Annotated in this window: 19 protein-coding genes and 2 pseudogenes; 10 read left to right on the top strand and 11 right to left on the bottom strand. The window is 66.7% G+C overall.

The genetic code is table 11. From position 1 onward, the window contains the following. Positions 1–59 precede the first annotated feature (59 nt). Together FMQ63_RS13110 and FMQ63_RS13115 are read left to right on the top strand one after the other, a co-directional pair. Entirely contained in the window at positions 60–3,638 is a 3,579-nt protein-coding gene (locus FMQ63_RS13110; RefSeq protein WP_225909978.1) for an SIR2 family protein, read from the top strand. Between the two features lie 129 nt (positions 3,639–3,767). Further along, entirely contained in the window at positions 3,768–4,127 is a 360-nt protein-coding gene (locus tag FMQ63_RS13115) for a winged helix-turn-helix transcriptional regulator (RefSeq protein WP_225909305.1), read from the top strand. A gap of 18 nt (positions 4,128–4,145) precedes the next feature. On the opposite strand, the gene FMQ63_RS13120 is transcribed toward FMQ63_RS13115, so the two are convergent. The 3 genes from FMQ63_RS13120 to FMQ63_RS13130 form a co-directional block, all read right to left on the bottom strand. After that, positions 4,146–5,552: an IS66-like element ISMxa3 family transposase gene (locus tag FMQ63_RS13120; protein ID WP_011554131.1), complete on the bottom strand. Its 1,407-nt coding sequence runs from the start codon at positions 5,550–5,552 to the stop codon at positions 4,146–4,148. 243 nt (positions 5,553–5,795) lie between these two features. Continuing rightward, positions 5,796–7,040, bottom strand: a complete 1,245-nt coding sequence (locus FMQ63_RS13125) for a cytochrome P450 (RefSeq protein ID WP_011554130.1) — start codon at positions 7,038–7,040, stop codon at positions 5,796–5,798. A 58-nt stretch (positions 7,041–7,098) separates the two neighbouring features. Further along, positions 7,099–8,736 carry an FAD-dependent oxidoreductase gene (locus FMQ63_RS13130; protein WP_020478326.1) on the bottom strand — a complete coding sequence of 546 codons (1,638 nt, stop codon included), beginning with the start codon at positions 8,734–8,736 and terminating at the stop codon, positions 7,099–7,101. Positions 8,737–9,086: 350 nt separating this feature from the next. Here FMQ63_RS13130 and FMQ63_RS13135 point away from each other — a divergent pair. Then, positions 9,087–9,622, top strand: a pseudogene (locus FMQ63_RS13135) (efflux RND transporter permease subunit); the annotation flags it as partial. Between the two features lie 82 nt (positions 9,623–9,704). On the opposite strand, the gene FMQ63_RS13140 reads toward FMQ63_RS13135, so the two are convergent. Next, complete coding sequence (locus tag FMQ63_RS13140) at positions 9,705–10,721, bottom strand: nitrous oxide reductase family maturation protein NosD (RefSeq protein ID WP_020478327.1); 1,017 nt, start codon at positions 10,719–10,721, stop codon at positions 9,705–9,707. Positions 10,722–11,010: 289 nt separating this feature from the next. Between FMQ63_RS13140 and FMQ63_RS13145 the strand changes: the two genes are divergently transcribed. From FMQ63_RS13145 to FMQ63_RS37400, 7 genes and pseudogenes are all read left to right on the top strand, one after another. Then, positions 11,011–11,526 carry an amidohydrolase family protein gene (locus FMQ63_RS13145; RefSeq protein ID WP_141276634.1) on the top strand — a complete coding sequence of 172 codons (516 nt, stop codon included), beginning with the start codon at positions 11,011–11,013 and terminating at the stop codon, positions 11,524–11,526. Beyond that, on the top strand, positions 11,527–11,721 hold the full coding sequence (locus tag FMQ63_RS13150; protein ID WP_011554126.1) for a hypothetical protein: 195 nt from the start codon (positions 11,527–11,529) through the stop codon (positions 11,719–11,721). Between the two features lie 42 nt (positions 11,722–11,763). Then, complete coding sequence (locus FMQ63_RS13155; protein WP_011554124.1) at positions 11,764–12,078, top strand: hypothetical protein; 315 nt, start codon at positions 11,764–11,766, stop codon at positions 12,076–12,078. Between the two features lie 4 nt (positions 12,079–12,082). Beyond that, complete coding sequence (gene tnpB / locus FMQ63_RS13160) at positions 12,083–12,448, top strand: IS66 family insertion sequence element accessory protein TnpB (protein WP_011554123.1); 366 nt, start codon at positions 12,083–12,085, stop codon at positions 12,446–12,448. A gap of 46 nt (positions 12,449–12,494) precedes the next feature. Beyond that, positions 12,495–13,085, top strand: coding sequence for an IS66 family transposase zinc-finger binding domain-containing protein (locus FMQ63_RS13165; RefSeq protein WP_011554122.1), 591 nt, complete (start codon positions 12,495–12,497; stop codon positions 13,083–13,085). Positions 13,086–13,111: 26 nt separating this feature from the next. Further along, positions 13,112–13,582, top strand: a pseudogene (locus FMQ63_RS37895) (transposase); the annotation flags it as partial. Positions 13,583–13,635: 53 nt separating this feature from the next. Then, on the top strand, positions 13,636–13,743 hold the full coding sequence (locus FMQ63_RS37400) for a PQQ-dependent sugar dehydrogenase (protein WP_011554121.1): 108 nt from the start codon (positions 13,636–13,638) through the stop codon (positions 13,741–13,743). Positions 13,744–13,820: 77 nt separating this feature from the next. Here the strand turns inward: FMQ63_RS37400 and FMQ63_RS13175 are convergent, their stop codons facing one another. The 7 genes from FMQ63_RS13175 to FMQ63_RS13210 form a co-directional block, all read right to left on the bottom strand. After that, on the bottom strand, positions 13,821–15,110 hold the full coding sequence (locus FMQ63_RS13175; protein WP_020478328.1) for a mechanosensitive ion channel family protein: 1,290 nt from the start codon (positions 15,108–15,110) through the stop codon (positions 13,821–13,823). Positions 15,111–15,158: 48 nt separating this feature from the next. Then, positions 15,159–15,548 carry a dihydroneopterin aldolase gene (locus FMQ63_RS37900; protein WP_196942294.1) on the bottom strand — a complete coding sequence of 130 codons (390 nt, stop codon included), beginning with the start codon at positions 15,546–15,548 and terminating at the stop codon, positions 15,159–15,161. A 325-nt stretch (positions 15,549–15,873) separates the two neighbouring features. Beyond that, a complete protein-coding gene (locus tag FMQ63_RS13190) occupies positions 15,874–16,812 on the bottom strand; it encodes a pirin family protein (protein ID WP_011554117.1) in 939 nt (312 codons plus the stop codon). A 60-nt stretch (positions 16,813–16,872) separates the two neighbouring features. Further along, on the bottom strand, positions 16,873–17,808 hold the full coding sequence (locus FMQ63_RS13195) for a LysR family transcriptional regulator (protein WP_011554116.1): 936 nt from the start codon (positions 17,806–17,808) through the stop codon (positions 16,873–16,875). Between the two features lie 50 nt (positions 17,809–17,858). Then, the gene (locus tag FMQ63_RS13200) at positions 17,859–18,170 is read right to left on the bottom strand and encodes a hypothetical protein (RefSeq protein WP_225909304.1); all 312 of its coding nucleotides are present in this window, start codon (positions 18,168–18,170) and stop codon (positions 17,859–17,861) included. 45 nt (positions 18,171–18,215) lie between these two features. Continuing rightward, positions 18,216–19,613, bottom strand: a complete 1,398-nt coding sequence (locus tag FMQ63_RS13205) for a DUF1552 domain-containing protein (RefSeq protein ID WP_026114235.1) — start codon at positions 19,611–19,613, stop codon at positions 18,216–18,218. 5 nt (positions 19,614–19,618) lie between these two features. After that, the gene (locus FMQ63_RS13210; protein ID WP_011554114.1) at positions 19,619–21,946 is read right to left on the bottom strand and encodes a DUF1588 domain-containing protein; all 2,328 of its coding nucleotides are present in this window, start codon (positions 21,944–21,946) and stop codon (positions 19,619–19,621) included. Positions 21,947–21,962 lie beyond the last annotated feature (16 nt).

Here is a 21,962-nt window from a genome sequence, read left to right on the forward strand (position 1 = left end):
TCCTGTGCTCTTCTCGCCCTATGTACCCGCACCTGAGTTGGCTAGAGGCTCGGGATAACGTGCGTACCCTCGATCTAGATGGGCAACGATGGGCGGCTTCTAACGAGGAAGTGGTGCGCGAGTACTGGGCGCACGTGGCGCCCAAATTCACACCATCGCTTGAGCCATCCTTAATGGCCCAAGCAATAAAGAATGCACAGGGAAATGTACTTCACGCGGTGAAATTGGCGGAGTGGCTGTTGGAGCAACCCGCCGAGGAACGGCGGGCGGCGATGCTGCCCAGCGGCCTGGATGCCTTCCTTGAGGATGCTTGGCAACGCATCCAAGATCAACCCATGGAAGTCCGGGGGATAGTGCTTGAGGGATTGGAGTTGGTGGCGGTAGCCCGCGAGGCACTTCCTTTATCGGTACTGGCCGATGTCGCAGAATGGAAGGGTATAAGTGCTAGGGAACAGTTCCTACGTGTGGCGCGGCCGTTCCTACTGGAGGAGTCAGGTCACTGGGGCGGGGAGAAGGCGTGGCGCCTCTTCCACAAGGCATTCCATGATTTCATTCTATCGAAGTTAGGAGAGCAGGGGGAGCTACAGCAGCACCGCCGGTTGGCGGAGAATATCTGCAAATGGTCGGTGGATGCGCCTATCAGTGGTTTTCGTAGAAATTATACTTTACGCCATGGCGTGACACACTGGCTGAAGGCACAGGAATGGCAACATGTGCGCAAGCTCTGCATGGATCTAAGTTTTTTGGAGGCAAAGTGCCAGGAGATTGGCATTTTCGCCGTCGAGGAAGACATGCCGCAGGCGGTGGATGGGGTCGGAGAACTCTACAAGACGGCACTGCGGGATCTACACCAAGCTGTTCGAGCGGAGTCTCACTGGTTACGCGAAGACGCAGCGGCCTTCCCGCGATTAATTTACAATCGACTACTCTCCCAGGGATGGAAAGCTGCACGGATTGCAGAGATGCTGCATTTTCCCGGCGGCTTGCCTGCACTCCGTCTGCGACATCCCGTGAGACTAAGGCACGGGGAGGTTCGGACACTCAAAGGGCATGATGGTCCGGTCAATGGCTGCACGGTGACACCCAGTGGGTGGGTGGTGTCGGCCTCGGACGACAAGACGCTTCGGGTGTGGGAGTTGGAAACGGGGAAGGAACTGGCACGAATGGAAGGCCATGAAGGTTGGGTGCGAAGCTGCGCAGTAATACCGGATGGGCGGGTGGTGTCGGCTTCGGATGACAAGACGCTTCGGGTGTGGGAGTTGGAAACGGGGAAGGAACTGGCACGGATGGAAGGCCATAAGGGCCCAGTCTGGGGATGCTCGGTGACTCCGGATGGACGGTTGGTGTCGGCTTCATTCGACGAGATGCTCAGGGTGTGGGAACTAAAGACGGGAATCAAACTGGCGCAGCTGGTGGGCCATAAAGGGGCAGTCAATGGCTGCGCGGTGACTGTGGATGGGCGGGTGGTGTCAGCTTCGTCCGACGGGACGCTTCGGGTGTGGGAGTTGGAAACAGGGAAGGAACTGGCGCGGATGGAGGGCCATGAAGGGCCGGTCAATGGCTGCGCGGTGACTGTGGATGGGCGGGTCGTGTCAGCTTCGTCCGACGGGACGCTTCGGGTGTGGGAGTTGGAAACGGGGAAGGAACTGGCGCGGATGGAGGGCCATGAAGAGCCGGTTAATGGCTGCGCGGTGGCAGCAGATGGCTGGGTCTTGTCGGCCTCGAACGATAAGACTCTTAGGGTATGGGAGCTGGATACAGGGAGAGAGGTAGCACAGCTGGAAGGCCATGAGGGCCCAGTCAAGAGCTGTGCTGTAACGGAAGATGGATGGGTGGTATCGGCATCGGACGATAAAACACTAAGAGTATGGGAGTTGGAGACGGCTAGACAGTCAGCTCGGCGACAAGATCATAAAGGCCCGGTGTGGGGATGCACAGCAACATCAGATGGGCGGCTAGTGTCGGCCTCTTCCGACAAGACGTTGAAGGTATGGGAGCTGAAAACGAAAAAGGAGTTGGCGCGGCTAGAAGGCCATGATGGATGGGTGAGGGGCTGCGCAGTGACAGCGAATGGGCGGCTAGTGTCGGCCTCTTCCGACAGGACACTTCGGGTCTGGAATTTGGAGGCAGGGAAGGAACTGATGCGGCTGGAAGGCCATGCCGGGCCGGTTAATGACTGTGCAGTAACGGCACGTGGGCAGGTGGTGTCGGCCTCTTCCGATAGGACACTTCGGGTCTGGGATTTGGAGACAGGGAAGGAGCTGATGCGGCTGGAAGGCCATGACGGGCCAGTGTGGGACTGTGCAGTAACGGCACGTGGACAGGTGGTGTCGGCCTCTTCCGATAGGACACTTCGGGTCTGGGATTTGGAGACAGGGAAGGAACTGGTGCGACTGGAGGGCCATGACGGGCCAGTGTTGGGCTGCGTAATGACTGCGGACGGTCGATTGGTGTCGGCCTCATCTGACAAAACTCTGAGAATATGGGAACCAACAACAGGCAAGGAACTCGCTCGACTAGAAGGCCATAGAGGGCCAGTATGGGATTGCGCGATGACGGCAGATGGAATGGTGATATCAGCTTCAGACGACAAGACGCTGGGCGTGTGGGATATCGCTTCTGGTCAACGCATTCATACATTTCATGGGATGAGTGGATTTCGTTCAGTTGCCGTCACTAGGGATACCGTTTGCGCAGGAGATACCCTAGGAAACATCTGGATGACGGAAATAGAACCGGCACGAGTCAACCAAGAGCGAAGCCCCAAAGAAAAGCTCGAATCAGGAACTACCGTGAGCGTCAAGATCCCAGCACCCGTTCTCGAAGCATATCGTTCCAATAAACTAGCCCTCTTCGTCGGCTCCGGTCTATCTCTCGGTAAAGACGTTCAAGGCGACTTCCCCACCTGGGGGAAACTCCCTGAACGACTGCTCGATGCTTGCAAGCGCTATGACTCGCTCGATGAAGAAACCATCCGGTTGAAGCACGCGCTATTTAGGAACCGCATGCGGCTCGAATCCATGCTCTCCGAACTGGGGACGCTCCGCACCAGCCTGGGTCGAGATTATCAAAATGCCCTCAATCATATTTTTCGTCCCCCCGATGCTGCTCCGGGCAAAGCACAACATGCCGTGATACAACTCGGCGTCCGCGCCATACTTACGACCAATTACGATCAACTTCTTGAGCTGACTCCAGAAATGCCCCGCAGACAACCATATACATGGAAAGATTCTGACAAGGCGCTCGCCGACCTGCGCGCTGGCCGTAAGATCCTACTCAAAGTCCATGGGACGTCGGAACATCACGATACCGTAGTTATGTCGGAAGTTGAGTACCGCGAGGCTCACTCCAACTCGGGTTATCAAGCAGTTCTACGGCATCTACTCCAAGAACATCTTTTTTTGTTTGTAGGCTACGGGATGAATGATCCGCTTGATCTTGATTTGGCGCTCAAAAGCAATGTTGAGTCATTCGGAATCACCACGCAGCGACACTATGTGTTGCTAAGAGACGCGGCAGCTAACGACCATGACCGTATTGAGCGTGAATACAATATTCGAATCATTGATTGCAGCCGCCATGAGCAAGTTCCCGAGTTCTTAGAGAGCCTCGCCGCGGCGAAGGCAATCCCGTGACTGCTTTTGAGGCCCGAGCCGCAATAGCCAAGAGGCCCAGGCCCCTACCTCGCACCTCATGGGATGCGGTAACCGTTCAGGGGTGGTGTTGAGGCCTCCGTCGCGGTGTGCAACCCGTGGCGGATGAGCATGAAAGCCCTTGGGACGCTGGAATCGAAGATTGAACGATTGGTCCACGAGCACCTGGTGGAGCAGCAACGCTTGGTAAAGGCTGCGGTGGAGCGCGCGTTCTCGGTGTTGGCTCCCGCGCCCTCCGTGGCAATGCAGCGGCGCGGGACGAGAGTCCGACGCTCTTCAGGTGCCCTCGCTGACCTCGCGGAGCGGCTGCTCGAGGCGGTGCAGGAGTGTCCGGGCGAGACGATGGCTGCCCTGGCCGCGCGCGTCGGAGAAAAGCCACGGGCGCTTCATCGGCCGATGATGCGCCTGAAGCAAGAGGGCCGTGTGCGCAGGGCGGGTGAGCGAAACGCGACGAGGTACTTCCCGATGTGAAAGAAGGCCGCGTAGCGCTCAGGGCGCGGCGAAGAGCGAGGGCGCGGGCATCCCCGTCCGGGCGGCGGTGCAGCAGGCCGTCAGGAACTCGAGCACATTCTTTTCCTGCTTGCGGGCGGTATGCGCCACCGTCATCACCCTCTCGGCGAAGAGGTTCCCCCGAGGGCTCTGGGTGCCGAAGCTTCGCTTGCGCCACAGGACGAAGGCCCGCAGCTCGCGCTCGGCATGGTTGTTGGTGGGCTCGACGCCCTCCCTGTCAACGAAAGTCCACAGCGCCGCCCGGTGCTGGAGGATGTCCTCACAGGAGCCAGAGACGTGCGGCAGCCTCGCGGCCACGGCGCGCTCAAGCAAGGCTTCCACCTGCGTGCGCACCGAGGCCATGCGCTCACGCAGCGTGTCCCGCTGCAACTCGCCGCTGCGCAGTCGTCCCCAATAGTCGAAGAGGATGCCGATGTAGTCGAGTAGCTCGCGCCCAATCGCTCCGGCTGGCCCGTCACGCTCCGAGAATGAAACGGCCTTCCTCAAGAGGTGGGCCCAGCACACCTGCCGCGCTTCCATGGCCCAGAAATTCAGCGCGGTGGCGCGGTCGCTCACGAGGACGCCGAGTTTCTGGCCGAAGAGCGGCGCAAGTGTCCGTGACTTGCTGTCCGCCAGAATCTTGAAGACGGTGGCCATTGACGAGGCGATGGTCCATAGCGTGCGCGCCAGGCCGGCCTCAAGCCACTGCGTGCCGTCCGTGTGCTTCACCGGCGCCAACAACACCCGGGACCAGGCCTCGTCCACCGCGGGCTTCACCGCCTCGCTGACGCGCGCCTCGACGGCGCTCACTGCCCCCAGCGAAATGTCGATGCCCAGCACATCCCCCAGAAGCCTCACCGCCGAGCGCCGACTCAGGTGGTAGACGCCCGTCAAAAGGCCAACGACGGCGGACAGCCGCGGGCCGAAGGCCGACGTCGGAATCGCCGCGGTGCTTGCCCACGTCTCATGCTTGCACCTGGGGCACTCCACGCCATGGCGCATCCACTGCGTGACGTGGGCCTTGAGCGGCGGCAATTCCACGGACTGGTAGCGCCGCACCCGCGTGCCACCTTCGGGCGAGAGAGGAGCCCAGCAATTCCCACACGCGGACGGGAAGAGGTGCTTGAACTCGCTCACCTTCTCCTCGGCAACAAGCGCGCGTGTCAGTCCCACGTGCCCCGGCTGGCCACCGCGCTTCTTCTCACTGCCGCTCTGCCTGCGTCGCACGGCCTTCTGCCCCGGCGTATCGCTCGACGGCGGCCGGTTCGAGTTGCCCGAATCTCGCCGCAACTGCTCCCGCAGCTCCTGCACCAGTCGAGTCAGCTCCTCGACCTGACGCTCAAGTTCCGCGATGCGCGCATCCTTGGGGTCGACCTCGGCCACGACGGGGTGTGTCCCATGTCCCACGCCGCGTCAGCGAGCGACAGGCCTCCCGCCGACTGCTGGCCTGCTCCTTCTTCAGCCGCCCATCACCCCTGAACGCTTACCGAAACCTCTAGCAGAATCGCGCCCTTACCTCGTAACCGCCCGGAATGCTCAGGAGTCGATATCCCGCCGCGTCCCGTCCTGTTCCAGCCCATTCCGCACGTTCCTGCGACATACGTGCAACATGGCGAAGCCCGTCGCCTGGTCAGCGAGCCGGGGCAGACGCTATCGCACGCCCGCCGCCCGGATGCCGTCGACCTCGACGAGGAGGTGGAGGGGACCTCGCAAGGCCGGGTTGGGCCGGTAGGGGGGCGGGTCGGCAACGAGCCTGGGGTGCTCAAGGCGGCAGGCGAGTTCGGTCAAGGCGATCTGTGCCTCCAACCGGGCAAGCGGTGCACCAAAGCAGTAGTGAATGCCACTGCCGAAGCCCAGGTGCGAGTTGTTGGGCCGGTCGGGCATGAAGCGGTCGGGGTCGTCGAAGCGCTCTGGGTCGCGGCTGCCCGCAGCGAGCATCAGCACGAGCGGCGAGCCCTGGGGAATGGTGGTGCCGGCAATGTCGATGTCGGCCAGAGTGACTCGGTCAGGCAGGAACTGCACCGGTGGTTCATAGCGCAGCAGCTCCTCGACCAGCGGGATGCTCAGCTCGGGCTCGCGGCGCAGCCGCTCGAACACGCCGGGGTGGCGCAGCAGGGTGAGCATGCCATTGGCGATGAGGTTGACGGTGGTCTCATGGCCAGCGACGAGCAGCAACGCGGCGGTGCTCAACACCTCTTCCCGCGACATCCGCCCGTCGGGGCCGTTATCCGTCAGGAACCCGGAGAGCAGGTCGCCGCCCGGCTGGCGCAGGTGGGCATCGGCGAGCGCAGCGAGGTACTGCCCCAGCTCCGCTTTCGTCCGGTCGCGCTTGGCCTTTCGCTGCTCGATCGTCCCTGTGGTGGGGTCAAGGGTCTCGACGCCCGCGTCGGCCAACTCGTGAAAGCGCGCTTCGTCCTCGCGAGGGACTCCCAGCAGCTTGCAGATGACAGTCACAGGGAATGGGTAGGCCACGTCGCCGACGATGTCGACTTGGTTCTTGCCCGCGAGCGCGTCAAGCAGGCCCGTCGTGGTCTCGACCAGCCAGGGACGAAGGGCATCAATGCGTCCGGGGGTGTGCGGCGGCCCGAAGGGCCTCATCGCCAGCTTCCGGAGCCGGTCGTGGTCGGGAGGGTCGCGCCGGATGAAGGGCTCTGGCAGCCCTGGAGGGCCCTCCTGGGGGGAGGGCGTGGCACCGGCCTGCCGGACGAGGTTGCGTATGTCGGAGCTGACCCGTGGGTCGTGGAGCAACGCGACAATCTCATCGTAGGTGCTGACGATGTACGTGCCGTCGGCCTCGCGCGCCACGGGAGTCTTCCGCAACTCGGCGTAGAGCGGGTAGGGGTTGGCCCGGTTGGCCGGGTCGAGGATCTGCTCGAAGATGCTGGCCTGTGCCATGAAGCGGTCTCCTTGAGTCCGTTGGAGGGGTGGGGTGACGCGGCTGCCGACATTCGGCTCAAAGGTGCCGGTACACCCACCGGACCCGCCGCTCGTAGGGTTCACGGCCGGTGACCATGACGGTGGCCTCGTGCTCGGACACGGCCCGTTTCGGAAATTCGGGAGGGACGGGCCGCATCTCGGCGGGCTGATGGACGGTGCGGAAGGCGGGCGGGAACGGCGCGGCTGCATCGATCAAGCCCTGGTAGAACTCCAGCCATTTGGGCTGGTCGAAAGCGACCGCGGCGGTGACACGCCCCTTGTAGCCATAGACGGCGACGAATCGGCGCTCGGCGAGTGAGCCCTGGGTGATGACGAGCGCGTCCGAGAAGGTCGGCACACCCACCGATTTGATGTTGACGCCGAATTGCGTGGACCAGAAGGTGGGGATGGTCAGGTGTGGCCAGCGGTCCGCTTCCGGGCTGAGCATGTTGTGGGCCGCAATCTTGGCCTGGGTGACCGCGTTGCCCCAGTGCTCGAGGGACAGGAACTGGTAGTCGTAGATCGGGTGAGGGACGCGGGCCACGTCCCCGGCGACGAAGATGTTCCTGGTCACCAGGCCGTTGATGTCGAACGCGTGGCAGGCCGCATCACAGGCCACTCCCCATCGAGTCACCGCCAGCCCCGAGTCGCGCAGCCACTCCACGTTGCGGATCGCCCCTAGCGCGACCACGGCCACGTCGACGTTCAGTGTCGAGCCGTCGGAGAAGTGGGCCCGCCGCAGCCTCCCGTTTGCATCCCCCTCCAGCCGCGTGACGGTGACGCCGCAGCGCAGGTCGACGCCATGGTCGCGTTGCAAGGCGGCTGCGACCGCCCCGACAACTCCGCCGAGCGCCCCCACCAGTGGAGTGGCCCCCCGCTCCGTGACGGTCACCGGCAGACCCAGCTCGCGGCACGCGGAGGCGACCTCCGAGCCGGTGAACCCGCCGCCGATGACCAGAACCCGGCCGGGTCTGGCGGCCAGACGGCGCTGCAACTGGGCCGCATCGTCGCGGGTGCGCACCACCTCTACGCCCTCCAGCGACGCCTCCGCGTCGTTGGGCCACGGCCGGGCACGCGCCCCCGTCGCAATCAGCAACCGGTCGAACTGGACCCTGTTCCCGTCAGCAAGGAGGACCTGCCTGCCGGCTAGGTCCAGTCCCATGGCACGGACTCCCAGGTGCCAGTCCGCATCGAGCTCGTCGCTGTAAGGCAATAGGGTGTGGTCTGCCTTCACCCAACCTGTCAGGACCTGCTTGGAGAGCGGCGGCCGGTCGTACGGGTCGCAGGCCTCATCCCCGATGAGGGTCAACGACCCAGCAAAGCCTTGGGTGCGGAGCATGAGGGCGGCAGTCAACCCGGCCAGGGATGCGCCGACGATAACGATGCGGCCACCGCGCTTGAACGCCGCTTCCGCGTCGGTGAGACGCACGGGCCCCCTGGGCTTCCGTCGCTGTGCAGGCTCTTTCCGCATCGCCGCCAGGGTGCCCATCCCGCCAATGTGGATGGCCTGGACGGGGCACGCCGCAGCGGCTCGCTTGATCTGCTCACGAAGGGCGTCGTCGGGGTTGGAGTCGTACAGCAGCGCATCCCCGCTCTGCATCCTGAACACGCTCGGCGCAAGGAAGGCGCACTGCGCATACCCCTGGCAGCGGGTGAGGTCGACGACGACTCTCATGGGCACACGGCCTCCTCAAAGGGGTGGCATTTCGCATGGGAGGCGCACGGGAGGAATGGGCCGGAAGTTCGAAGGGAATGACCGGTGGTGTCCAGCGAGCGGCGTATGAACGCAATCTCCTCGCGCGTGAGCAGCCTGCTCTCCGCGTGTTTCCAAGTGGACCCGCACCTCTACTGGCAGCAGGTCGATCCGTATCCGTCCGGCCAAGGACGTGCTGAGAGACGTTGAGTGAGGAGTCGGCGCCGTGGACCCTGGCGTGCATGTCGAAGCCGGAATGGTGGCGGGTTGCTGAGGCCTTCGAGGCGAGCGGACTGACGCAGAAGGATTTCTCCGCGCAGCGAGGCGTGCGGATGGTGCTGGGGGCGCAGTTCAACTCGTTCCTGCACCCCGTCACGGTGCTCACCATTCTGCCGCTGTCGGTGGCGGGCGCGGCCTTCGCGCTGCTGGCCACGGGCAGTACGCTGAACATCTTCAGCATGATTGGCCTGCTGCTGCTGATGGGCATCGTGAAGAAGAACTCCAGCATCCTGGTGGACTACGCGCTGCAGGAGCGGGAGCGCGGGGCGGATGCGTTCCAGGCCATGCTGCGCGCGGGCCCGGTGCGGCTGCGGCCCATCCTGATGACGTCCACCGCGACGATGATGGCGGCGGTGCCGGCGGCGCTGGCGCTGGCGCGGGCTCGGAGACGCGCGCGCCCATGTCCATCGCCGTGCTCGGCGGCCTGTCCGTGTCCACCGTGCTCAGCCTGCTGGTGGTGCCCGCCTTCTACGTCATCGCGGACCGGATGAAGACGCGGGTGGGAGCGAGGCTGGGGAAGAAGCCGGATGCCGAGTCGGGCCCGCACCCGCCTCGCACCGACGAGCCCCGGCCGGCCACGCACGACTGAGAGGCGGAACGGAGCTTCCGTTCCACGCACGCCGCCAGCACCCCCGTGAGTCCAACCGGGTGGGGCTGGCGGCGTCCTCGTCTCAGGGGGCCACGAGCCCCAGGCCCTCGAAGGTGACGTCGACGTCACCCAGGCAGTCGGCGAGCTTCAGCGGCGAGTCGGGGCGGAGGCGGAAGTCGCCCGCGTCGGCGTCCCTGAAGAGCGGCTCCAGCACCACGTTGCCGTTCTCACCCAGGACGACGCGCGGCGGGACGGCGTGGGTCTCCGCGACGTGCTGGTCGTTCTGGAAGAAGACGTTGCAGCGGATGTCCCCCGTCTGCACGTACATGTGGCTGAGGCCCACGGCCGAGCCGGCGATGACGTTGCGCCGGATGTCGACCTGGCCCGCCTGCACGCCGAGGGCGAGCGAGGTGTTCTTCCAGAAGATGTTCTCTTCGACGACCGCCGCGTCCTGGAGGTGGTTGAAGGCGAGCGCGTAGTCATTCCTCCAGAAGAGGTTGCGGCGCACGTCCGCGAGCGCGTGGAAGTAGAGCAGCACCCCGGTGCCGTTGCCCTCGAAGATGTTGTTCGTCACGAGCGCGGACGTCGTCGCGTCATGGCCGTCCGCGAAGATGGCGGAGGCGTACCAGTTGCCGCCGCACCAGCGGTCCAGGTCGGACGTCATCGTGCACCACGTGTCGGAGCCCACGTTCCGGAAGGTGAAGCCGGAGATCTCCACGTCGCTGGCGCCGGAGTAGTCGATGAGGTTGAAGGGCTCGCCCAGGCCGTCCCAGAGGGTGATGGGCGCGCCTGCGCCGATGAGCCGGATGCCGCTCTTGAGGACGACGTGCTCGGAGTAGACGCCCGGCGCGACGTACACCGTGTCTCCGTGCTGTGCGGCGTCGATGGCGGCCTGGATGGTGTCGTAGTGCTTGGGCACCACGAGGGTGCGCGGCTCCCGGGGCTCGGGCTGCTCCGGGGCCGCTCCCGCGGGCTGCTGCACGTCAGGTGTGTCGAGTGCCGCGCCCTCGGCGTCGAGAGACTCGTTGCCCGTGGGGCTTCCACAGGCGGCCAGGCAGAGCGTGAGCAGCGTGAGTGAGCCAGGGTGCTTCCAGGACATGGTTTCCCCTCCCAATGGAGTCACGAGACAGTCGGCCCCTGTCGCACCACGAAGTGTTACCCGAATCCGAAGCGGAATGGCTCCTCGAAGATCTGAGGCTCGCGGCCGTTGAACCCTCAGAGTTCTGAGAGAGTGTGTCGTGTCCTGAACGCGCCGCACGCTACGCTGCGTTCCTGATTCCCTTCGGAGGCTTCGTGAAGCGGCTTGCCCCTGTGTTGTCCCTGCTCACCCTCATCCTGGGAGCTGTCGCCACGGCCCAGCCCGCCGCGTCGCCGTGCGCGCCGCGCGGATGCTCGACGTGAAGAGCGGCAAGTACGTGGCCCAGTCGGTCATCCTCATCGAGGGTGACCGCATCGTGAAGGTGGGCCCCGGGCTGCAAATCCCCGAGGGTACGGAGGTGGTGGACCTGGGGACGTCCACGTTGCTGCCGGAGCTCATCGACTGCCACACGCACCAGATGGCGCGCGAATCGGAGACGCCGAACGGCTACGAGCTGGCCCTGCTCACCAAGTCCCAGGCCACCCGCGCGCTGGAGGGCGCGGCGAATGCGCGGGCCACGCTGCGCGCCGGCTTCACCACCGTGCGCGACGTGGAGAACGAGGGCAGCGGCTTCGCCGACGTGGCCCTGCGCGACGCCATCCGCCAGGGGCTCGTGGAGGGGCCTCGCATGCTGGTGGCCACCCGTGGCATCGCGGCGGTGGGCGCCTACCACCCGTTTGGCACCTCTCCCGACGTGAAGGACCTGTCCACGGGAGCGCAGTTCGTCAGCGGTGGGGAGGAGGCCCGCCGCGCCGCACGTGAGTAATTGGGGCAGGGCGCGGACCTGCTGAAGGTCTACGCGGACTGGGCCATGCCCACGCTCACCGTCGACGAGCTGCGCATCATCATCGACGAGGCGCACAAGGCGAAGCGCAAGGTGGCCGTCCGCGCGATAACGCCCGAGGGCATCCGCAATGCACTCGCCGCGGGCGCGGTATCCGTCCGGCCAATGACGTGCTGAGAGGCGTTGAGTGAGAGGCCGGCGCCGTGGACCCTGGCGAGCATGTCGACGCCGGTGGAGAAGCAGGAGTGGTTTCGGGTCGCCGAAGCCTTCGAGGGGAGCGGACTGACGCAGAAGGCGTTCTCCCAGCAGCGAGGCGTGAGGTTGAGCACGCTGCAGTCGTGGGTGTACCGACGACGACGCCAGCAGCCTGAGAAAGCTGAGACGGTGCGCCTGCTGCCGGTGGAGGTGGCTGGCATGGCGCAGCCGGGGCCGGCGTTGCTGGAGGTGGTGCTGGCCAGCGGTGCGTGCCTGCGATTCGCCTCCGGCACCAACGTGGAGTACGTGGCCCGCCTCGTCGCGGCACTGGGGCGGTGAGGCGGTGTTTTCGCTGCCCGCGTCGGTGCGCGTGGTGCTGGCCACAACGCCGGTGGACATGCGCAAGTCGATAGACGGCCTCATGGCGCTGGTGCGCGCCGAGTGGGGCGAGGACGTCTACTCGGGGCACCTCTTCGCCTTCGTCTCGCGCAGGGGCGACAGAGTCAAGGTGCTGACGTGGAGCCGAGGCGGCTTCGTGCTGCTGTACAAGCGGCTGGAGACGGGGAGATTCTGGCTGCCGCCGGTGGACGCGGGTGCCCAGGTGGTGCACCTGGACGCCACGCAGTTGGCGATGCTGCTGGACGGCATCGACGTGGCCCAGGTGAGGCGCCAGCCCGCCTGGACGCCTCCCGGGCGCACGGGCACCTGAGACGAGAGGCCCGGGACGCAGTGCGGCGGCGACGTGTTGTGGCGGAGTGCCCCGCGAGCTTCCGCAAGACCACTTCTGCCCCTGGCGCGAGGAGGCCGAGGAACTCAAAGAGCGCCTGACGTCGCTGGAAGCAAAGATGGCGACGCTGGAGCGCCACGTCTTCAGCCGCAGGACGGAGAAGCTGCCGACGGTGGCCTCCGAGCTGCGAGGGGATGCGGACACCACGGCGGCCCAGGCCGAGGCCGCGAAGAAGAAGCGCCGAGAGAGAGCGGCCCGGAAGGCCGAGCAGGCCCCGGCGCGGGAGATTCGCCACGCGGTGCCCGCCGAGGAGCGCTGCTGCCCCGCATGCGGCGGCGAGGACTTGAGGCCGCTGGGCAAGGGCCGCGCCTCGGTGCTCTTCGAGCACATTCCCGCGCGCTTCGAGCGGCAGGTGCACGTGCAGGAAGTGCTGGCATGCACGTGCGGCAAGGGCGTCGTCACCGCGCCGCCTCCGCCCCGCGTGGTGGACAGGGGCGAGTACGGCCCTGGCTTCATCGCGCACGTGGCGCACGTCGAAGTGCGCGGACGCCATGCCGCTGCACCGGCTGGCCCAGCGGGTGGAGAGAAGCGGCGTGCCCATGAGTCGCAGCACGCGTAACGGACCTCTTCCACCAGGCCGCCTCGGTGCTGCTGCCACTGTCCCAGCACCTCTTGCAGTGCATTGCCTCGGCGGACGTGGTGTGGGCGGACGAGACGCCCTTGCACGTGCTGGACGTGAAGAAGACGAAGCTGGGCTACCTCTGGACTTTCCTCACCCAGAATGAGGAAGGGCAGTGGCTCATCGGCTACCGCTTCAGCATGGGCCGGGGCGGCAAGACACCCAGGGAAGTGCTGGGCGGCACCGCGGGCGCCCTCGTGGTGGACGGGTACACCGGCTACAACGCGGTGACGCTGCCAAAGGGCCGGGTGCGCGTCGGCTGCTGGGCCCACGTGCGTCGTCGCTTCTTCGACGCGCTGGCCACCGCCCCCGAGGCGCGTGAGGCCCTGGACTTCATCCTCGAACTCTACCGCGTGGAGGCCCAGGCCAAAGACGCGGACCTGGTGCGCACGGCCGCCCACCGCGAGCTGCGCCAACTGCGCAGCGCCCCCATCCTCGCGCGGCTGCGCGTCTGGCTCGAAGCCCAGGCCCCGCGTCACCCGCCCAAGACATGGGCGAGCGCATCCGCGAGGTCGGACAGGGCCCGGATGGCGCCATCTGGCTGCTCCAGGACGGCAAGGCCGGCCGCCTGCTCAAGCTCACGCCCAAGGGCCAGTAAGCGCCTTCGCACACGTAAAAGGCCGGGCATTGCCCGGCCTTTTGCGTGGATGACACCGGGTCGGCAGGCCCGGCCTCTCAGCCGCGCACCACCGGCGTGGCACAGTCCTGGGCGCGCTGCAGGCCCATGAACATCGCATCGGAGGACTGCTGGAACACGCGCAGACCGAACTCGGGCAGGATCGCCAGCAGGTGGTCGAAGATGTCCGACTGGGTCGCCTCGTACTCGGCCCAGGCCGTGGAGGCGGTGAAACAGTAGATCTCCAGGGGCAGGCCGTGCTCGGTCGGTGCCATCTGACGCACCAGTAGGGTCATGTTCTGGTTGATGCGCGGGTGGGTGCGCAGGTAGCGCTCCACATAGGCGCGGAACGTGCCCAGGTTGGTCAGCCGGCGGGCATTGACGGGCTCGGGATGCACGGCGGCCACTTGGGCATTCCACTGCCCCAGCTCCTCGCGCTTGCTGGCCAGGTAATCATCGAGCAATGCGAACTGGTAGATGCGTGGCTGCAACGCATCATCCAGGAAGCGCACGCTGTGCTGATCCAGGTAGATCGAGCGCTTGATCCGGCGGCCACCGCTCTGCCGCATGCCGCGCCAGTTCTTGAACGAGTCGCTGATCAACTTCTTGGTCGGGATGGTGGTGATGGTCTTGTCCCAGTTCTGCACCGTCACCGTGTGCAGGGCAATATCGATCACATCACCGTCGGCGTTCTGGCTGGGCATCTCGATCCAGTCACCGATGCGCACGCGACCATCGCCGCTGATCTGCACGCTGGCCACCAGCGACAGGAGCGTGTCCTGGAAGATCAGCATCAGCACCGCCGTGGCCGCGCCCAGACCGGTGAGCACATGCAGCAGCTTCACGCCGGCCAGGGTGGCCACGATGGACAGGCCGGCCAGTACGAAGACGATGATCTTGGCCACCTGCAGGTAGCCCTTGATCGGCTTGTTCCGCGCATCCGGGCGGCGTTCGTAGAACGCGTTGGAAGCGTCGAAGGCATGGCTGGCGGCCAGCGCGAGCGTGGCCACTGTCCACACGTGGCAGGCGCCCTGGAGCAGGACCACCAGCGCTGCCGGCAGACCCGGCACCAGCGACAGCCCGGAGGCGATCACCACCGACGGCACCACGTTGGACAGGCGCTCCACCGCGCGCAAGGCCAGCCGGGTGTCGTGCTCGGGGCCGGACAGCCGCTCGATCACATGGTGCAGGCCGCGCAGCAGGATCTTCTTGGTGACGAAGTTGGCCAGCCAGGCCACCCCCAGCAGCGCCGCCAGCACAGTGACCGGCCAGGCCATCGGCCAGGGCTCCAGCTGGCGTTGAAGCGCGCTCAGCCACGGCAGGATCGTCACGGGTTGTTGCACATTCATGAGCAGGTAATACCTCCTTGGCTTGGGTGCGGTCAGCCGTCTTGACGGCTACGTTCGATGAGCACCCCCACCGCGCGCGCCACGTACCGCGCCGGGCTTGGACAGCTTCAGGCGCAGCCACTGCACGCCGAACTCCTCCAGCACGATGGCCGCGCAACGCTCGGCCAGGGTCTCCACCAGACCGAAGTCAGACTGGCCGACGAACTCGATCAGTCGCTTGGAGACGGCCTTGTAGTTGAGGGTGTGCGCGATGTCGTCGGTGGCGGCGGGCTTGCGGTTGTCAACGCCCATTTCCAGATCGAACACCAGGGTCTGGCGGATGCAGGAGGACGTCGACGTGTTCGGCTGCGTGAGGTGTGGAGGCAGGCGGCGGGTCTTGGCGTACGTGAAGTGGGCCCCCGGGGTGCGGGCGATTCTGGAGCACCTGGGCTTGCCCACGGCCTGTGCGAGGTTGGCCCCGGCACGAGGGCCACCCCAGGCCGCGTGGTGTTGAGGCGCAAGACAGCCACCGGGCCGGCGGCCCCTGCCACGCACCTGATGGGAGCGCGGCCTGGGCAGGCGTGTACCCCAAGGGGGTTCAAGCGGTCTGTCCACCGGCCGGGAGCATCGCTCGGGAGGCCCCGTCAGCGGCCCTCCTCGGCCCCTCCGCTCCAGCCCTCACCCTCAACAGGGCCTCTATCCCGCCGATACGTTGACGCCCCCGGGACGGTGTGTCCCGGAGGCGCCAGCACACCTTGCGCGACGTCAGCTGCCGCGCGCCCCGTTACTCGGGAATCCCACCGAAGGCGCCCGACTCGAAGTCGTGGATGGCCTGGATGATCTCCCGGTGGTTGTTCATCACGAACGGCCCGGTGTGGGCGATGGGCTCGTGGATGGGCTCGCCCGCGAGGACGATGAAGTGCGTGTCCTCTTCGGCCCGGAGGGAGAGGGTCTCCCCGTCGTTGGCGAACACCGCGAGTTCACCGCTCCGGATGCTCTCCGCGTCCACCGTCACGCGGCCGTTGGCGACGAGCACCAGGGCGTTGTGGTTCGAGGGCAGCGACAGGTTGAAGTCCTCGCCCGCGCGCACCTTCACGTCGAGCATGGAGATGGGCGTGAAGGTCCTGGCGGGCCCCTTCGCGTCACCGTAGCTCCCGGCGATGATGCGCACCCGGCTGTGCTCCGTGGCCTCCCCGCCTCCTTGAACGGGGACCACCGGAATCTGCTCCTTCGTGATGGGCTGGTAGCCCGGAGCGGACATCTTGTGCTGGCGAGGCAGGTTCACCCAGAGCTGGAGCATGTGGAACGTGCCCCCGCGCCGGGAGAAGTCGTGCTCGTGGTACTCCTCGTGGAGGATGCCGGACGCCGCCGTCATCCACTGCACGTCCCCGGGACTGATGACGCCGGAGTGGCCCGCGTTGTCGCGGTGCGCGACGTGACCCTCGAACGCGAGCGTCACCGTCTCGAAGCCACGGTGCGGATGCCAGCCGACGCCCCGCTGGCCCTTCGCCAGCGCGGGGTAGTCATGGGGCGGATGGTAGTCGAGCAGCAGGAACGGACTGGTCCGCTCCTGGCGCAGGCCGCCGCTCGGCACGAGGGTGTGGACGCGGAAGCCGTCACCCACCCAGTGCAGCTCGCCGCCACCATGGACACTTTCCAGGGTGCGGGGGCGGGAAGTGGTTCGAGGAGAAGTGGGAACGCTGACTTGGGTCGTGGTGCTCATGGTTCCAAACCTAAGAGCCGAGCCCCGTCTGTAAATCGCTCCAGGTCGTGATGCTTTTCATCACGTCGTGTGATGGTCCGCGCCCCCGAGCGCGAGCTGGCACAGCGAGGTGAGCCGGTTCGAGGCCCACGTCGCCACCGGGCCCAGCGGCGTGCCCTTGCGGCGCACCAGGGCGAGCGGGCGCTGGGGTGGGGGCCCCCCCTCCCAGGCCGCCAGTCGCAGCGCCACCAGCCGTCCTGCGGCGAGGTCGTCGCGGACGAGGTGCTCGGGCTCGAGGCCCCAGCCGATACCGCCGACGAGGAGTGAGTGCTTGGTCATCAGGTCCGCGACACGCCAGAGGCGCGAGCCGATGACGCCCCGGTCCGCCGTGCCCGTCTTGCCCTCCGGCAGTCGCTCGCTCAGGACGATTTGGATGGCGGAGGCGAGGTGCGCCTCCGTGAGGACGCCCTTCACCGCCGCGAGCGGATGCGAGGGCGCGGCGACGGGAATCATCTTGAGGAGCGCGATGGGGCGCTGCTCCAGGCCGGTGAGGTCCAGGTCCGCGCCGGCGATGCCCAGCGTCGCGCGCCGCTCGCGCACGCGCTCCGTCACCGCGGACAGCAGCTCCACCTCCAGCGCCAGCTCCACACCCGGGTGCGTGCGCGCCAGCTCCCGCACGAAGTCCAGCAGTGCGTCGGTGGGGAACATGGCGTCCACCACCAGCGCCAGCTTCGTCTCCTCGCCGCTCTTGAGCCGGCCCACCACCGCCTGGAACGAGGCGATGTCCTCGTGGAGTCGCTGCGCCGCCGCGACGACGGCTTCTCCCTTCGCCGTCAGACGCGGGACGCGCCCGCTCCGGTCGAAGAGCCGCAGGCCGAGCTGCTTCTCCAGCCGCTGCATGGCTTGACTGACGGCGGGCTGCCCCTGGCCGAGCTTCCGGGCCGCCGCGGAGAAGCTTCCCTCCTCGGCCACCGCGCGGAGCGTGCGGAGCTGGTCGATGGTGACGCTTTCGAGCACCGCGCGACTGCATCACATCGACGGCGATGATGCACGCGCGCGCCCTCGCGCTACTTCTTCGAGGACAGCCAGGAGACGACGGGCGAGGCCAGTGTCGCGGCGGCGGTGCTCTCCGGGAGGGCGCCCCGGAGCATCTCGCGGGAGATGGCCACCGCGCGCGCCGATGATGCCCCGCAGCGCTGTCGCAGCGTGTCCCGGGGCAGCTTACAGAAGGGCAGGAGGACGTTCGACTTCGACGTGTTCGGCTGCGTGAGGTGTGGCCATCCGCACGCAAGGGCGCGGGACTTCGCGAGCCCCCTCAATGCCGAGGCCAGCGCACGGCGGGGAGCACCGCCGGCCCAGGAGTGGCACCAGCGAGACATGCCTGCCAAAAATGACGTGGAACCCGCCCAGCCCGCTCTCACGGCTCAGCCATACAGCTCGCTCAGCGGTCCCGGCGCGATGCGCGTGCTGCCCTCCTGCCCGAAGGTGTTGAAGTCCGCGTCTCCGAACGCGTGGCCGAGCGTGTTGAAGAGGTTCGAGACCTGCCGGTTCCGGGCCGCGTCGTACTTTGGGTACACGACCGTGCGTCCGTCGGTCTTCAGGCCCAGCGCGTTGCCGCCCACCACGAGCTTCGGCCACTCACGCGAGGTCGAGTGGTGCTGCTCGCCGTTGTCGGACATGAAGACGATCGCGGTGTGATCCAACATCGAGCCGCTCGCGCCGACCTCGGGCGTGGTGGCCAGCGTCCTCGCCAGGTTCGCCACCAGTTGCACGTGACGGCGGGTGACCTCGGCGACGCGATCCCAGTTCTGCCCCGCATCCAGGCCGTGCTGCAGGCTGTGTCGCGGGATGTCGGTCACGTCCGGGCCGTAGGCCACGTCGAAGCCCGAGGTACCCGTCGCCAGCACCACCGTGTTCGTCAGCCCGCCCAGGAGGGACGCCGTGGCGATCTGGAACTGCGCCTCGAACCACTTCAGCGAGTCGGGCGGTGAGCCCGCGCCGGTGATGAGCGGGTTGTCCTTCGGCGCCGGTGGCAGGTAGGGCCGCACGCGGTCCGCCATGCCTTCGAGCTGATCCTCCCGCGTGCGCAGCGACTCGAGCGAGGAGACGTAGCGCTCCAGTTTCAGCCGCTCGTTGGAGTTGCCGCTGAACTCCGCCAGTGCCTTCCGCGAGTCGGCCAGCGCGAAGTCGAAGAGCATCTTGCGATCGCGCCCGTTCGTCGAGCCACCGAGCAGCGAGCCGAAGGTGCTGTCGAACGCGAGCGACGGGTTGACGATGATGCCCGCGGGCTTGCGGGGTCCGAGCGCGCAGGTCTCGTACACGATCGACACGCGCGCGGAGCTGGTGCCCAGGCGCAGCACGTCGAACGGTGCACCCCGGCGCAGGCGAGGTGCGATCACCGCGTCGAAGGTCGCGCCCGCGCCGTTCACCGCGCAGCTCAGCCCGCCCGTCCCGCTGGAGTGCCCGCCGCCCGCGATGAGGTTCGAGAGCCCCAGCAGCACGGCGGAGCGGTTCACCAGGTCGATGTTGCCGGAAGACGCCGCCAGCGGCCCGAGACTGATCGCGCTGGCGAGATTGTCGCCCTCGCGCACCATCGGCGTGTCCTTGTACGCGTCCCAGAAGATGCGGTCGGAGGTGTTGGCTCGCCCCCCCAGCGCCGCGCGGGTGCCCGTGCTCAGGAGCGCGCGGGGGTAGACGCCATTGCACTCGAGGACCAGCACCAGGCGCGCCGGCAACGCTGACGACTGGGCGTAGACGTCGTGGAAGTAGGGTGCGAAGAGGCCGGCGGCCATGCCCTTCAGGACGGTTCGTCGCGAGAACATGGCGGTCACTCTCCAGCCTGCGGCACACGCCGCGTCTTCCAGGTGTCGCTGGTCATCAGCGTGGTCAGCATCTTGGAGAACGAGCCGTTGTTCTGGTCATAGGCCTGCTCCATCTGCGTCAGCGTACATGCGTCGCTCGCGTTCTCCGGGCGGCCCATGAAGTAGCGGAAGGCCTGTCGCAGGAAGCAGCGTTTCACGTGCCGCGAGGCAGCCAGGCGCTCGCTCAACTCCACTGCGTCGCGCACCGGGCCGTCCAGCGCGGGGTCCGGCATCGACGTGAGCGTCGAGCTTCCGTCCGGCGTGGTCCAGCCTCCGCTGGTCGAGTGATCCCGCGCGCGCAGGAAGCCCGCGTGGTTGTAGATCTCGAAGGGCAGGCCGAGCGGCTCCATCAGGCGGTGACAGCTCTGACACTGCGATCCGGCCGTCGCCTCCTGCAGGCGGCGGCGCGCGTTCTTGTCGGCAGCGTGAGCGCCGACCTGGGCTGCCACCTGCACGCTGCTGAGCGGTGGGACGAAGCCGCACAGAAGGTTCTCGCGCACCCACTTGCCGCGGTGGACGATGGACGGGTCGTCCTCGAAGTTGCCGCCGTGCGCGGCCAGCCACACCGGGTGGGTCAGCACGCCCGCGCGCTCGGTGGCAGGCAGCGTCTTCCAGCGGCCCGCGACGGTCGCCGGGAGAATCTCGCTGACGTTGTAGGGGTGCGAGAGGCCCTTGTGCGAGTCGTACGCCGCGTGCTGCATGGAGGGCACGTAGAAGGTGCGCGTGGTGAGCAGGTTCGCCAGCACGTCTTTATCCTCGACGACCACCCGCGCGATCAGATCGTCGAACTGCTGGATGAAGGTCGGCTCCAGCGGATGGAAGTTGGTGAGCAGGTTCTCGTATGAGACCGAGCTGATGTAGCCGAGCCCCTCGAGCTCGAAGCGCGAGGTCGCCGCGGGGGACTCCTTGAACACCGCGGCCACGTGCCCGTAGCCGAGCCACTCGCGGAAGAAGCCCGCGACGCCGTCACCCAGCCAGTACTGCCCGCGCTTGGAGCGCTGCTCCTCGTTGTAGTCCTGCACCAGATCGAAGCGCGGTGTCCCGTTCTGGTGGGCGTCGACGCCGCCCAGGTACTTCTCGATCAGGGCGGTGGTCGTCGCATCCTGCGTGAGCGATCCATCCTTCGCGGCGGTGGCAACGTCCGCCAGATGCCCCTCGAGGGGCGCGGAGAAGTAGGGCCACACGAAGCTTGGCGTGGCTGAGGGCGCGCGCCCCGCCAGCGCGTAGGCCAGCTGCGAGCCCAGCTCGAGGCTGGTCAGCTCCACGCGACCGTCGGCCGGCTCGGCGCCCATCTCGCGGCGGAACATGGCGCCGGTCATCATCCACGCGGCGTTGGAGATCCGCGTGATGGAGTCCGCGCGGTTTCGCGAGGAGTAGCTCGGCTCCTGCGCGATGACCTCGGTCGCGAAGGCGGTGATGCGGGTGAGCTCATCCTCGGTGGGCGGGCGGAAGAAGACGCCGAACTCGAGCATCTGGCCGAGGTGGAAGCGCTTGCAGGAGTCGCTCGGGTTCGCGTCGTCGAACATGCACCTGAAGCGGCTGTTGGTGTAGACACGCTCCATCCGGTTTCCGTCCGGGTAGTTCATCGTCCACGGCGCGGCGGCCTCGCCGACCACCGGCAGGAAGAGCTCCACCGTGGCCTCGTCCAGCGTCTCGTCCGTGGCCCAGGAGCTGTACTGCTCGATGGCGCTGGGATCGAGCGGGTTGTCGTAGAAGCTGAACCCGGTCCAGCTGCGCTCGACCGAGCCACCGACGTTGCGGGTGAACTCGCGCCGGTTCAAGCGGCGGATGCGCGTCGGCGCATCCGAGCGCACGCCTTCGGTGCAGCTGAAGAGCGCAGACTGATCGAGCAGGTTGGGCTCGGGCACCACGGTTACGGGCGGGCCGCCCGTGCCACTGCAGAGGGGCATCCCCTCCCCGATCCAGGTCTCGAGCGCGGCGAGGTCGGCTGCGCTCGCGCGCTCATGCGGGGCCGGCGGCATCGGAGATGCGTCGTCGCGCATGCGGATGAGCGCGCGCTGGGCGTTGCTGAGCCCTCCATCCATCACCGAACTCACCCGCATGTCGTGCAGGGTGCGCAGCGGCATCGTCGCCCCCTGGGTCGGCAGCGCGCCGTGACAGCTGGCGCAGCGCTCGGCGAGCACCGACTGCACCACGCACGCGGCGCCCAGGTTCCCCCCGGGCCCACCGGGCTCCCCTGGGTTGTTAGGGCCTCCGGTGTTGGTGTTTGGCTCGTTGGAGCCCTTGCACGCAACGAGGCTCAACAGTCCGGCCAGCAGGAGGACGCGGTTCATCCGGCCAGACTGGCAC

Origin of the sequence: Myxococcus sp. CA005 (genome assembly GCF_006518205.1) — a bacterium.
Classification (GTDB): Bacteria; Myxococcota; Myxococcia; order Myxococcales; family Myxococcaceae; genus Myxococcus; species Myxococcus xanthus.

Excerpts from the sequence above, each read along its gene's own strand:
- FMQ63_RS37400 (WP_011554121.1), top strand. The coding sequence starts at position 13,636 with ATGGGCGAGCGCATCCGCGAGGTCGGACAGGGCCCGGATGGCGCCATC.
- FMQ63_RS13155 (WP_011554124.1), top strand. The coding sequence starts at position 11,764 with ATGTCGACGCCGGTGGAGAAGCAGGAGTGGTTTCGGGTCGCCGAAGCC.
- FMQ63_RS13140 (WP_020478327.1), bottom strand. The coding sequence starts at position 10,721 with ATGTCCTGGAAGCACCCTGGCTCACTCACGCTGCTCACGCTCTGCCTG.
- FMQ63_RS13130 (WP_020478326.1), bottom strand. The coding sequence starts at position 8,736 with ATGAGAGTCGTCGTCGACCTCACCCGCTGCCAGGGGTATGCGCAGTGC.
- FMQ63_RS13190 (WP_011554117.1), bottom strand. The coding sequence starts at position 16,812 with ATGAGCACCACGACCCAAGTCAGCGTTCCCACTTCTCCTCGAACCACT.
- FMQ63_RS13145 (WP_141276634.1), top strand. The coding sequence starts at position 11,011 with ATGCTCGACGTGAAGAGCGGCAAGTACGTGGCCCAGTCGGTCATCCTC.
- FMQ63_RS13200 (WP_225909304.1), bottom strand. The coding sequence starts at position 18,170 with ATGTCTCGCTGGTGCCACTCCTGGGCCGGCGGTGCTCCCCGCCGTGCG.
- FMQ63_RS13125 (WP_011554130.1), bottom strand. The coding sequence starts at position 7,040 with ATGGCACAGGCCAGCATCTTCGAGCAGATCCTCGACCCGGCCAACCGG.
- FMQ63_RS13115 (WP_225909305.1), top strand. The coding sequence starts at position 3,768 with ATGAAAGCCCTTGGGACGCTGGAATCGAAGATTGAACGATTGGTCCAC.
- FMQ63_RS13205 (WP_026114235.1), bottom strand. The coding sequence starts at position 19,613 with ATGTTCTCGCGACGAACCGTCCTGAAGGGCATGGCCGCCGGCCTCTTC.
- FMQ63_RS13175 (WP_020478328.1), bottom strand. The coding sequence starts at position 15,110 with ATGAATGTGCAACAACCCGTGACGATCCTGCCGTGGCTGAGCGCGCTT.
- FMQ63_RS13210 (WP_011554114.1), bottom strand. The coding sequence starts at position 21,946 with ATGAACCGCGTCCTCCTGCTGGCCGGACTGTTGAGCCTCGTTGCGTGC.